The 12,395-nt window shown below is 66.2% G+C and carries 9 protein-coding genes; 5 read left to right on the plus strand and 4 right to left on the minus strand.

Annotated features, from left to right (window positions below; genetic code table 11):
* Positions 1 to 6: 6 nt before the first annotated feature.
* The 4 genes from PRtIB026_RS08735 to PRtIB026_RS08750 form a co-directional block, all read right to left on the minus strand.
* Positions 7 to 2,559: a TonB-dependent receptor gene (locus tag PRtIB026_RS08735; protein ID WP_203647833.1), complete on the minus strand. Its 2,553-nt coding sequence runs from the start codon at positions 2,557 to 2,559 to the stop codon at positions 7 to 9.
* Between the two features lie 120 nt (positions 2,560 to 2,679).
* Positions 2,680 to 3,627 carry a FecR family protein gene (locus tag PRtIB026_RS08740; protein ID WP_203647832.1) on the minus strand — a complete coding sequence of 316 codons (948 nt, stop codon included), beginning with the start codon at positions 3,625 to 3,627 and terminating at the stop codon, positions 2,680 to 2,682.
* On the minus strand, positions 3,624 to 4,145 hold the full coding sequence (locus PRtIB026_RS08745; protein WP_203647831.1) for an RNA polymerase sigma factor: 522 nt from the start codon (positions 4,143 to 4,145) through the stop codon (positions 3,624 to 3,626). The genes PRtIB026_RS08740 and PRtIB026_RS08745 overlap by 4 nt, the downstream gene beginning before the upstream one ends.
* A 76-nt stretch (positions 4,146 to 4,221) precedes the next feature.
* A complete protein-coding gene (locus tag PRtIB026_RS08750) occupies positions 4,222 to 5,238 on the minus strand; it encodes a DUF4917 family protein (RefSeq protein WP_203647830.1) in 1,017 nt (338 codons plus the stop codon).
* 142 nt (positions 5,239 to 5,380) lie between these two features.
* Here PRtIB026_RS08750 and PRtIB026_RS08755 point away from each other — a divergent pair, with 142 nt between their 5' ends.
* From PRtIB026_RS08755 to PRtIB026_RS08775, 5 genes are all read left to right on the plus strand, one after another.
* Positions 5,381 to 6,439: a glycerophosphodiester phosphodiesterase family protein gene (locus tag PRtIB026_RS08755; protein ID WP_203647829.1), complete on the plus strand. Its 1,059-nt coding sequence runs from the start codon at positions 5,381 to 5,383 to the stop codon at positions 6,437 to 6,439.
* A 406-nt stretch (positions 6,440 to 6,845) separates the two neighbouring features.
* Positions 6,846 to 7,382 (plus strand): RNA polymerase sigma factor, encoded by a 537-nt coding sequence (locus PRtIB026_RS08760; RefSeq protein ID WP_203647828.1) that lies wholly within the window; start codon positions 6,846 to 6,848, stop codon positions 7,380 to 7,382.
* The gene (locus PRtIB026_RS08765) at positions 7,375 to 8,337 is read left to right on the plus strand and encodes a FecR family protein (protein WP_203647827.1); all 963 of its coding nucleotides are present in this window, start codon (positions 7,375 to 7,377) and stop codon (positions 8,335 to 8,337) included. The genes PRtIB026_RS08760 and PRtIB026_RS08765 overlap by 8 nt, the downstream gene beginning before the upstream one ends.
* Before the next feature lie 76 nt (positions 8,338 to 8,413).
* On the plus strand, positions 8,414 to 10,777 hold the full coding sequence (locus tag PRtIB026_RS08770; protein ID WP_203647826.1) for a TonB-dependent receptor: 2,364 nt from the start codon (positions 8,414 to 8,416) through the stop codon (positions 10,775 to 10,777).
* A 7-nt stretch (positions 10,778 to 10,784) separates the two neighbouring features.
* On the plus strand, positions 10,785 to 12,380 hold the full coding sequence (locus PRtIB026_RS08775; RefSeq protein WP_203647825.1) for an alpha/beta hydrolase: 1,596 nt from the start codon (positions 10,785 to 10,787) through the stop codon (positions 12,378 to 12,380).
* Positions 12,381 to 12,395 lie beyond the last annotated feature (15 nt).

Consider the following 12,395-nt stretch of genomic DNA (forward strand, 5'->3'; position numbering starts at 1 on the left):
GCAGGATCAGAAGAACCGGGTCACGCTGATCTTGGCATTGCGCCCCTGGGTGTAGGCGTTCTCGCCCGACAGCTCCGGCCGGATGGCCTTGTTGAACAGGTTGTCCACGGTCAGGTTGACCTCGGTGCCCTTGAGGTACGGCTGCTGGGGTTTCCAGTTGGCGAACAGGCCGTGAATCTCGTACTTCTCATTGCCGAAGTTGTCGTAGTAGCGGTCGCCCAGGGCACTGGCCGGGCCCTCGAAGTACTTGTCACTGGGCAGGTGGTGGGTGGCGCCGACGAACTGCGCGGTCCAGCCGACACGGGCGTCCCAGGACGGAATCTTGACCCCCAGGGTGGTGATCCATTTCGGCGCAGGCACATCCTTGGCCCACACGTCGGGGCCCCAAGGGTTGGTGTAGGCGCCCTCGTGGCGACCTTCCATCCAGGCGTACGACACCGCGCCGAACAGGTAGGTGGAGTCGTAGAACGTCTCGATCTCGAAGCCCTTGTACTCTACGTCGCCGATGTTGCGGTAGTTGCCCATCAGGCCGCCACCGCAGGTGTTGGCGATGCTGCCGCCGGTGGCCAGTTGCTCCTGGCAGCCGACCCCGGTGGCCTTGAAGATCTCGTCGGTGATCTTGTTGCGGAACAAGGTCGTGCGTACCTGGGCGCTGTCGCCCTGGACAAACACGTTGGAGAAATCGCTGATGCTGCCCACGCGCACGCCGGTGATACGTTCCGGGTCGAGATTGCGGCTGGTGGATGTACGGCTTCCCACGCCTTGCACCTCGTACTGCTCATCCAGCACGGGCGCGCGCCAGGTCTTGCTGTAGTCGGCGAACAGCACGGTCTGCTCGGTGGCCTTCCAGAACAGCGACAGGCGCGGCGACCAGCCGCTGTAGGTCTTGTCGCTGTAGTCGTGGCCGGCCGCCGGGTTGTTGTAGTAGGGCGCCTGGTTGGGCTTGCCCTCGTTGGTGACGTGGTCATAGCGCAACGACGGCGTGATGGTCACGCTGCCCAGGGTGACCGCGTCCTGCAGGTAGTAACCCTGGCTGTCGACCTGGCCGCTGGGCATGAAGTACGGCTGGTAGTGGCCATAGTTGTACTTGGGCACTTCATAGGTCTTGCCGGGCATCCACATCTGCGTGTCGCGATCATGGCGGCGAACCTGCACGCCTGCGGTGAGCGCGTGTTCCAGCGGACCGGTGAGGAAGCTGCTGGTGTTCTTCACATCGAGCATGCGGTCCTTGTACTCGGTGTCCATCTTGCGACCACCGGTGGACGGCTGGAAGAACGCCGTGGCTTCACGCTCGTCGGTCTGCTTGGTGTCGGACTCGGAGTATTTCACCTGCAAATCGACCCACGGATTCTCGATGGGCTGGTACTTGTAGGTGGCCGACCAGGTGGTGTCGATGGTGGTGCGATAGGCCAGGAAGCGTTTGAGAGAGCCTTCATAGCCGTACTTCTTGATGTCCGCCGCCGAGGGGGGCGCCGGGTAGGCGGTGGCGGCGAAGGTGGTCCAGCGGTCGGTTTCGGAGCGCGAGTAGGAAAGGCCCAGGCTGTGCTCGTCGGTGAAGTGGACGTTGCCCTTGAGCAGCATGCCGTCCAGGTCCAGGGCGCTGTAGGGCACGCGCTTGGGGTTGACCGGCCACTGGTTGTTCGGGTCCGGCAGGTTGTCGGCCATTTTCAGGTTGCCGCCGTCGCGCTTGGTGTAATAGACCAGGCCGTCGAAGCGCCGGTCATCGCTGCGGCCGAAAAGCGCCGAGCTGTAGATCTGCTGATGGTCGTTGCTGGCATAGCCATACTTGAGCATGGCGCCGCTGTTGCGGCCTTCCTGCAGCAGGTCGCCGGCGTCCTTGGTCTCCATGTTGACGCTGCCGCCGAAGCCGCCGTTGCCGGTCTTCACCGAGTGCGGGCCTTTCTCCACCTCGATGTGCTTGATCAGTTCCGGCTCGATGAAGATCGTGCCTTGCTGGTAACGCTCGAAGCCGCTCTTGGGCGCGCCATCGAGGGTCATCGGCACGTCCTCGGCGTCGCCCAGGCCCCAGATGTTGATGGTCTGGCCGCCGGGCTTGGCCGAGCCACCCATGTTCACGCCTGGCAAGGTGGCCAGCACGCTGGGGATGTTGTTCGGCTGGTAGCGGTCGATCTGTTCCTGGTCGAGGGTCGAGCGTCCGACGTTGCCGGGCTCCACCTGCTTGCCGTCGCCAACGATGCTCAAGGCGCCGAGCTGGATGCTGTTGTCGGCACTCGGGGCGTCCTCGCGCAGGCGCACCACGTAGGTGTTGCCCATGCGTACGACACTGAAGCGGTTGCCCACCAGCAGGCGCCCGATGGCCGCCTCGGCCTCGAAGTCGCCCTTGAGCGCCGGTGCCTGGGCGCTGCCGAGCAGGGCCTCGTCGAACAGCAACTGGACCTTGGCCTGCTGGGCCAGCTGGCTCAGCGAACGGGCCAGCGGTTGCGCCGGCAGGTCGAAGGGCACCGGCGCGGCTTCGGCGGCCAGGCTCATGGCCAGGCACAGGGCCAGCAGGGTGGGTCGGGCAGGCAGGCAGTGCAATGGACGCAACGCGGACAACATGAATTCCCCCAAACGGCAAAAGGCCGGAAAAAGCCCGCCATCACGCGGCAGGCGGGGAGGAAGACGCGGCGTTGCGACAAAACCTCACCTGCGAATGATAAAAATTCTCAAATTATTTTTTTAGCGTCGCTCGATGCGCAGGCGCCCGTCGGCGAGCAAGGTGGTCTTGACCGGCAACAGCGCCGGCAGGGCATTGAGCAGGGCGTCCGGGTCGTGCACGTCGAGGTTGCCGGACACCTTGTAGCGGCCGAGCGCCGGATCGGCCAGCACTACCGGGTGCTGGCGATACAGGCCGAGCTCGTCGACCAGGCTGGCCAGCTCGCGGTTGCGGAAGCTCACATGGCCCTCGCGCCAGTCGGCGACTTGCTGCTCACCGAGTTCGTGGCGTGTCAGGCTGCCGCGCGCCAGGTCGTAGGTGGCACCCTGACGGGCTCCGAGCAGCACGGGCGGTTGTCGTTCGCCCGGCGTATCGAACGCCACCTGGCCGTGGGCAACCGCCACCACCAGTTCACGCTCGCCACGGCGCAGGTCGAAGCCGGTACCGACCACGCGCACCCGGCCGCTGCCGGCGTCGACGAACAATGGGCGTTCCTTGTCGGGCGCGACCTCGATGTACAACTGGCCGCGGTCGAGGTGGATCAGCCGTCGTTCGGCGCTGAAGTCCAGGCGCAGGCGGGTCTGGGCGTTGACGTAGAGCTGGCTGCCGTCGGGCAGTTGCAGGGTCTGCAAGGCCTGGCCGGCGGCGATGCGCTGGCTGAAGGCGGTGCTGCCCGCCCCCAGGTTGCCCGCCAGCACCGCGCAGAGCAGGGCCGCCGCGGTTGCCAGGGCCGGGCGCCAGCGTGGTGCGCGGCGCACCGGCAAGGGCACGGGGCGGTTGGCCTGCTTGAGCGCGGCCAGGTCATCCCACAATTGTTCGAACTGGCGGTAGGCGCGGGTGTGCTCGGGCGTCTGCATCCACAGGGCGAACGCCTTGCGCTCCTGGCGCGAAGGCTGGTTGCGGTTGCGGCTGAACCAGCTCGCCGCCTGGGCGTCGATCGGCCGCGGGTCGAGCTCGTCGGTGGGGGTCATGGGAACTGCTCCGTGCCGTTGTCACTGTCCAGGCGTTGCTTGCATTGCAGCAGGGCGGCGGCGATGTGCTTCTCGACCATGCTGACGGAAATGTTCATGCGTTCGGCGATCTGGGCCTGGGTCAGGCCTTCGAAACGGTGCAGCATAAGGGCTTCGCGGCGTCGCGGCGAGAGTTCGCTGAGCACCTGGCGCAATTGATTCAGCCGCTGTTGCTGCTGGGCGTGGTCCAGCGGGTCATTGGCGGGAGTGTCATGTGCCTCGGGCAGGGTGTCGTCGGCCAGCACCGCGTGGCGGACTTTCTGCCGTCGCCAATGGTCGCTCAGCAGGTTGCGGGCCACCTGGAACAGGAACGCGCGCGGCTGCTCCACCTTGGCCCGGTCCCGGTAGCCCAGCCACTGGGCGAACACATCCTGGGTCATGTCCGCGGCATCGCTGGCATTGTCCATGCGCTTGCGCAGGAAATGCAGGATGTCGGCATAGAAACCGTGGGCGACAGGGTCGGGCTTGGGGCGCTGCATGCACGCTTTCCGGGCTGGCGTGGAGGAAAGGGTGCGGATCTTATCGAGAATTATTTACATTTGCAAAGTGATCGATTTAGCGCCGACGAGCGTGGTTGACGGGCACGGCGATCGCCAATTCTGCCAGCCCGAGGGGGTGACTGGCTGAGTCGAAGAAATGCAGGGGAACCTGGGCAAGATCGGCGAAGCGGTCGATAAAGTGCTGCTTCTGGTTGATGATCGAAGCCTCGCTCAATGGCCGGATGGCGATGGCCAGGTGCTGGGGCCGTGCCTGACGGATGGCCTCGAGCAGGTGTTGGTCGCTGGCATCCAGGTGCTGGCCGAACAGGCACAGGCCACCCTGTTCGCGGGCCAGTTGCCCCAGGCTCCAGGACAGGTAGTCGCTGTTGCGGATGGCGCGCAGCTTGTCCTCGCTGCGGCTCTCGTTGACGAACAGCGGCACTTCGCCGGGGATGTTGACGGCGAAGCCTTCGAGCAGCTCGGCCTGTTCCGCGCCGCGCTGGCGGGTGCTGCCGTCGGGTAGTTTAAGCAGGTGCATGCCGCCATGCAGGTGCAGCACGCGAATGCCTTCGACCTGGCTGCGGCGCACATCGAAGAAACCCTGCTCGTCGAACAGGCTGGCGAAACCTTGCGCATCCTGGGCCACGGCCCAGGGCAGGATCAGGTCGTAGTTGCTGGTGTAGACGGTGCGGTACTGGCGCAGCGCCTGGTTGATGGCCGTGCGTGTCGCGTCGGGGAACAGCGGCCAGGGCAGGTGCACGGCGCGCACCGCGTGGATCAACGCTTCCTTGATCGAGTAGTAGCGGTTCAGCGGCGCGGTGGAGTTGATCGCCAGCGCGGCGTTGGCCCTTACCGTGGTGTTCAGGGTGCTGAGCACCGGCTCGAACAGTTCGCTGCCCAGGGCCTTGAACAGCGCCTGGTCGCTCACGCCCAGCGCCTTGTGTCGCACCTGCTGGGCTTGCTCGAACAACGAGAAGTAGCCGAACGGTTTCCACAGCGCGCGGCTGGCGCCGTTGCCCAGCAGCAGGGCCGTGCTGGGGTGGCGCTGGTTGAGGTCGGCCCAGGAGGGCAGGTGGGCGTCGAGTGCGGGCATGGGCGGTCCGTTGGGTGGGGCGGAAAACGCCGGGGACTTTAGCATGTCATGCAGAGTGTGCGAGGCTTGCGCCTTCAAGGACTGCACCGTTGACCTTGCCGGCGTCTTCCGGAGGCCGGCCCCGATCTGCAAAGGACTACCCATGTACAAGACCCTTCTCCTGGCCACCCTGCTGGCGAGCTCTGCCGCCCATGCCACTGATGGCAAGGCCCTCGCCAGTGCCCAGGACATCCCTCACCCGGCCGTGATCGCCCACCGCGGCGCCTCGTTCGACGCCCCCGAGTCCACCACTCCCGCCTACCTGCTGGCTCGTGAACTGGGCGCTGACTACCTGGAAATGGACCTGCAGCGCACCCGCGATGGCGTGCTGGTGGTAGTCCACGACGATGTGCTGGCGCGCACCAGCGACGTCGCCGAACGTTACCCGGAGCGCAAGGCCAGCCCGGTCAGCGCCTTCACCCTGGCCGAGCTCAAGGCGCTGGATGCCGGCAGCTGGTTCAACAAGGCCTATCCCCAGCGTGCCCGGGATGCGTTCAAGGGCCAGCGCATCCTGACCCTGGACGAGGTGATCGACATCGCCGAAGGCAACCCCGAGCGTCACCCCGGCCTGTACATCGAGACCAAGGAACCGGCCCAGTTCCCTGGCATCGAACAGGACCTGAAGAAACGCCTCGAAGCCCGCGGCTGGCTCGACAAGCCGGGCCGGGTGGTGTTGCAGACCTTCGACCGCAACAGCCTCAAGCTGCTGCACCAAGCCATGCCGCAGGTGCCGAAGATCCTCTTGCTGTGGGTGGCCAAGGGCAGCATCGAACCGGCCTCCGGGCAGGACTTCGCCGAGTCCGGCGAGCAGGACAAGTCGGCCTTCTACGCTCGCCAGCAGCCCAAGGACCGTGCCGAGTTCGAGCGTTGGCTCGACTACGCCAAGGCCGGCGGCGCCATCGGTACCGGCCCTTCGGCGATCCGCACCCGCCTGGGCGAGCAGAGCTATTCCGACCTGATCCAGCCGTGGATGAACCAGGCCAGCCATGCCAAGGGCCTGCTGGTGCACGTCTACACCCTCGACGAGGCGGTGGATTTCGACAAGGCGATGAAAGCCGGCGTCGATGGCATCTTCACCAACCGCGCCGCTGAGCTGATGCGTTTCTACGGCCGGCCGTTGCCGCAGAACGAGGGCCAGTTGCTGCGCAAGCTGGGTTACTGATCGACACGATGATGCTAGTGTGGTGTTTCACAAATAACGACCATAACTCGCGGCGTTTTTTGCGCTCATGCGGCGTTGTCGCTCCTCGCCGTAGCTGGGCTACGACTCGTCGCGACGCCTTGCCTGAGCGCAAAAATCGCTCGCGATTTATTGGTCGTATTTGCAAAACACCACACTAGTGTCCTGTCTCGGAAATAAGCTGTTCACTTTTGGCGGCGTCTTGGGCGCCCGGCCGGCGTTACCACTCCTCGCCATAGCCCTGCTATGACTCGTCGCGGCGCCTTGGCCGAACACCCAAGCCACTCGCCAAAAGAGAACGTATTTCCGAGACAGGACACTAGCGATGGCCGATTGGCATGTGTGAGAATGATAGGAATTCCTATTAACGGCCCTCGCCACATCCGCAATGACCTCCCTTTCCCGCGTTTGGCACGCCCAGCCTGCCCTCAAGGCGGCCGTCGATGATCTGCTCGCCCATTACAGCGATCTGCGCCGCTACCTCTGCGGGCGGCTGCGCAATCCTGACGACGCCGCCGATATCGCCCAGTCCAGCTTCGCCCAGGCCTATGCCCACGCGCTCAACGCACCGGTGATCAATGCCCGGGCCTTGCTGTTCCAGGCGGCGCGCAACCTGTGCATCGACCAGTACCGTCGGCGCAGCACCGAACTGGCGGCGCTGGAAGACTGGCTGGCGCGGGCCGATTGGCTCAGCCCCAGCGTGGAAGAGATCATGATCGCGCGCGAGCAGCTGCAGCACCTGATCGCCCGCATCGAACGGATGCCCAGGCTGCGCCGTGAGGTGTTCGTTCGCGTGCGCCTGCACGGCCACAGTCACCGTGAGGTGTGCGAGGCCCTGGCGCTGTCGGCCAAGTCGGTGGAGCTGCATATCGCCCGGGCGGTCTTCGACCTGTCCGAGCTGCGCCTGGCGAGCCTTCATGACTGAGCCGGCTGCGCCGCGCAAGGTGCAACAGGCGCTGGTCTACCTGGCGGCGCTGCAAGGGGACGATCCGGAGCGCGTGCGCAAGACTCACGGCTTGGCGCAGCGCTGGCGCGGGCGCAGCGCCGAGCATGAGCGCGCCTGGCTGGAAGCCGAGCAGCGTTGGCAGCTGGTTCACCGCCTCGCGCCGCAGCTGCGTGGCGCGTTGCAGCCGCAGGCCTGCGATGTCGGTCGCCGGCGGGTGTTGCGCCAGGGCGGCGCGCTGGCCTTGCTGCTGGCTGCCGGTGGCTGGCTGGGCTGGATGTACAAGCGCACCGCAGCGTTCCAGCAGGACCTGCAGACGGCCCACGGGCAAGCGCCGGAGGCGCTGGCGTTGCCGGACGGCAGCCAGTTGCTGGTGGCGGCCGAAAGCAACCTGCGCGTGTGTTTCGATCATGGCCAGCGCCAGGTCCTGCTGCTGCACGGCAACGTGTTCTTCGATGTCGCCCATGAGCTGTGGCGACCGTTCCTGATCAGCACGCGCCTGGGCCTGGTGCAGGTGCTGGGCACCGCCTTCACGGTCAGTGACCGTGGCGACCGGGTCCAGGTGGCGGTGGCCAGGGGGCGGGTCCAGGTGCGCGACCTGCAAGGTGGCGAGCAGGTGCTGCAGGCCGGCGAACGCATCTGCCTGGATGGCCAGGGGCGGCTGGGCAGCTTGCGTGCCGGTGGCCGGTTTGGCCCGGACCTGGCGCACTGGCAGCGGGGTTGGTGGTCGTTCACCGACCAGCCGCTGGTCGAGGTGATCGGCGAGCTCAATGCCTATGTCGGGCGGACCGTTCGGGTCGATCCGGGGGTGGCCAACCAGCGATTGACGGGCAGCTTCCCGAGCGACCGCCCCGAGGTGTTGCTTGAGGCGTTGCCGGGGATCCTGCCGGTCAGGCTGCTGGAGCAGGGTGGCGAGCGTCTGGTCGTGCCGCGCTGACGCCCAAAAAAGTTTGAGGGGTAAACCGCCGCTGCCGCGTCATCAGCTGTGAACCCACCTCCTGCAAGGACCGATCATGTCGCTTTTCACCCCCCGCTTCCCCGGCACCCTGCGGCGCCTGGCCCTGGCCTGCGCCCTCGGCGGCAGTGGCCTGGCCCTGGCCGATAGCCAGCCGCTGAACCTCGACCTGCCGGGGCAGTCGCTGGAGGCCACGGTGCATGCCCTGGCCCATGAATCGGGGGTGGCGATCGCCGCCGACAGCCGTGTGCTGGCCGGGCGCAGCGCGCCTGCCTTGCAGGGCCGCTACACGGTGTTGCAGGCCCTGCGCCAGCTGCTGGCCGGCAGCGACCTGGTGGCGGTGGAAGAAAACGGCGTGATCATCCTGCGCGGCCCGACCGACCAGGGTGCCCTGACCCTGGGGGCGACCACGGTCAATGCCTCGGGCTTCAACAGCGACCTGCCGGAAAGCTACAGCGGTGGCCAGGTGGCCCGTGGCGCGCGCATCGGCATGCTGGGCAACCGTGACCTGATGGACACCCCCTTCAGCGTCACCGCCTACACCGCCAAGACCATCGAGAACCAGCAGAGCGGCACGGTCGGCGCGGTGTTGCGCAACGACCCGTCGATCCGCTTCAGCACCGGTGAAGGGCATGCCTACGAGAACTTCATGATCCGTGGCTATGCCCTGGACTCCACCGAGCTGGCGCTGGGTGGACTCTACGGCCTGGCGCCCGATGGTCACGTGCCGACCGAATTCCTCGAGCGCGTCGAAGTGCTCAAGGGACCGGGCGCGCTGCTCAATGGCATGGCGCCCAACGGTGGTGTCGGCGGGGTGGTCAACCTGGTGCCCAAACGCGCCGGCGATGCGCCGTTGACCCGCCTGACCACCAGCTACGTGTCCGATGGTTATGTCGCCGAGCATATCGATGTCGGCCGGCGCTTCGCCGATGGCCGCTTCGGCATTCGCTTCAATGGCGTCTACGGCAGCGGCGACACGGGTGTCGACGAACAGTCCAAGGACCGTACCCTGGCGGCGCTGGCCCTGGACTATCGGGGCGATGACTTCAAGCTCGAACTGGATGCCTACGAAAACCACGAGAAACTGGAAAACGGCAGCCCGATGATGGCCGGCTTCAGCGGCCTCAACCACGTAACCCGCGCACCCAAGCCGGACACCAACATCCTCGAAGGCATCCACGCCCGGCAGATCAGCAAGGCCATGGTGGTGCGTGGCGAGTACCAGCTCGATGACAGCTGGAGCGCCTACGCCAGCGTCGGTGGCGCGCGCACGCGCTACGATGGTTTCCTCAACGGTACGCGGGTGGTGGTGAACAAGGCCGACGGCACGGCTACGGGGGAAACCTACAACCAGGCCGGCTACACCCACAGCCTGTCTACCGAGGCCGGTCTGCGCGGCAACTTCATGACCGGCCCGGTCAGCCACCAGATGGTGCTCAGCACCACCTTGCTGCACCAGGACATCGGCCGTGCGCCAACGGTCACCGGAGCCAAGTACCCCACCAACATCTACCACCCGGGCAAGGCGATCATCGCCGGCGACCACGGCAGCAGCACCAAGACCGGCGACAACACCCTGTCGAGCTTTGCCGTGGCCGATACCCTGGGCTTCCTGGACGAGCGGGTGTTGCTCACCCTCGGGGTGCGTTCCCAGCGCGTGCGCCAGAAGATGAGCAACCCTGCGTACGACGAGCGCAAGCTGACTCCGGCCGTGGGCATCGTGCTCAAGCCCTGGGAAGCGCCGGTGTCGTTGTATGCCAACTACATCGAGGGCCTGACCCAGGGCGGCATGGTCACCGACCAGAAGGCCGCCAACTACGGCGAGCAGTTCGCGCCCTATGTCGCCAAGCAGATGGAGGCCGGGGTGAAGTGGGACCTGGGCGACTTCACCCACACGCTGGCGGTGTTCCAGATCGACAAGCCCAGCATGATCTACGACAAGCCCAGCAATCGCTACAACGATGACGGCGAGCAGCGCAACCGAGGGGTTGAGTGGACGATGTTCGGCGAAGTCGTCCCCAGCGTGCGCCTGCTCGGTGGCGTGACTTACACCCGTGCGGTGCTGAGCAAGACCGCCAATGGCGCCATGGACGGCAACACCGCCCGCGGCGTGCCGGCCTGGTCGGCCAACCTCGGCGCCGAGTGGGACCTGCCCGGGGTCGAGGGCCTGACCCTGACCGCCCTGGGTATCCACAGCAGCTCCCAGTACCTCGATTCCGCCAACCAGTTGAAGATCCCGCAGTGGACCCGCTACGACCTCGGCGCGCGCTATGCGACCAGGGTGCTGAGCAAGGAGGTGACCCTGCGCGCCAGTCTGGAGAACGTCGAGAACCGGGCCTATTGGGCCGGCGTGTTCAACGATGGCTACGCCACCGTCAGCGAACCGCGCACGCTCAAACTCTCCGCCAGCGTCGACTTCTGAGGTGGGCATGCAGCGATTCAAGCGCTTGAGTGGTGCATGGCTGCTGGCTGCACTGTGCTCGAATGCGGCCCTGGCGGCCGCGCACGCCGATCTTGAGGTTGGAAAATCGGTCGCCGGCCAGGTCGACGCAGCGCATCCGCCAACCTGGCAGTTGGCGCTCAAGGCCGGGGACCTGGTGCGTGGTCGGGTCGACGGTGATGTCAGCCTGCGCCTGCTGGATACCGAGGGGCGGCCGTTGCGCCTGCTGATCGACGGCCTGGATCAACCCCGTGAGTTCCTGTTCGTCGCGCCGCAGGATGGCCGCTACGGAGTGCGCGCCGAACCCTTGGCGATCCGACCGGCAGAACGCTTCAGCGTGAGCTTGGAGCAGGTGCAGCCGTCCAGCGAGCAGCGTCGAACTGCTGCGCCCCTGCTCAGCCCGACAATGCGTGCTCTGCAGCAGCAACTGGCGTCTGGTGGAGGCACCGATGCGTTCTGGAAGGCACGTGCGGGCGAAGGGACGCCGCTGGTCGAAGTAATTCCAGGGCAGCCGGACAAGCGGCTGGTCACTTTCCTCTGGCGTGGCGCACGGGACAATGTGCGGATGTTCGGTGCGCCTTCTGGCAACCACGAGCCCTTGTCTCGGATGGGTGCGAGCGATGTCTGGTTTCACAGCTTCGAGGTGCCAGCGGCCACCCGCCTGAGTTACCAGATGGCCCCGGATGTGCCGGTATCCGACGACCGTCGGGTGATCCTCGCCAGCACCCGGCGCGACCCGCTCAACCCCAACACCTTCGCCGACGCCAGCGGCGATGCCTGGTTATCGCGTTCACGCCTGGAGCTTGCGGATGCGGCGCCCCAGCCCTGGGTCGCCGAGCGTGCCGGGGTGGCCCGTGGCTCTTTGGAGCGCAAGCGCCTGGCCAGCGAGGTGCTGGGCAACGAGCGCGATATCTACCTCTACCGCCCGGCGGGCTGGCGCCCGGGCAAGGCTGACCAGGCCTTGCTGGTGCTGTTCGATGCCCATGCCTACACCCGCCAGGTGCCGACCCCGACGATACTCGACAACCTGATGGCCGACGGCCTGATCCCGCCCACTGCGGCGCTGATCATCGCCAACCCCAGCAGCGAAAGCCGCGAGCGGGAGCTGCCGCCCAACCCATTGTTCGCCCGCTTCATGGCCGAAGAGCTGATGCCCTGGGCCAGCCGCCAGGGACTGGCGGCGCCGGCTTCGCGCACCGTGGTCGCCGGGTCCAGTTACGGCGGCCTGGCGTCGGCCTACATGGGCCTCAGGCACCCGGAATTGTTCGGCAATGTGCTGAGCATGTCCGGCTCCTACTGGTGGCCGATGGCCGGCGACGAGTCTGGCTGGTTGACCCGCGAGTATGTCAAGGCACCGCGCCGGCCATTGCGGTTCTACCTGCAGGCGGGGCTGTTCGAGGGACCGAGGATCCTCGATACCAACCGCCATCTGCGCGATGTGCTGCTGGCCAAGGGGTACCGGGTAGAACAGGTGGAGTTTCCTGCCGGGCATGACTATCTGCAATGGCGCGGGAGCCTGCCCTGTGGGTTGATCAGCTTGCTTGGGCAGGGAGCACAGGTTGTTGCGCGGGCTTGTGTGCCGTAGATCGAGCGGACGTCC

Origin of the sequence: Pseudomonas sp. RtIB026, from assembly GCF_016861355.2 — a bacterium.
Classification (GTDB): domain Bacteria; phylum Pseudomonadota; class Gammaproteobacteria; order Pseudomonadales; family Pseudomonadaceae; genus Aquipseudomonas; species Aquipseudomonas peradeniyensis.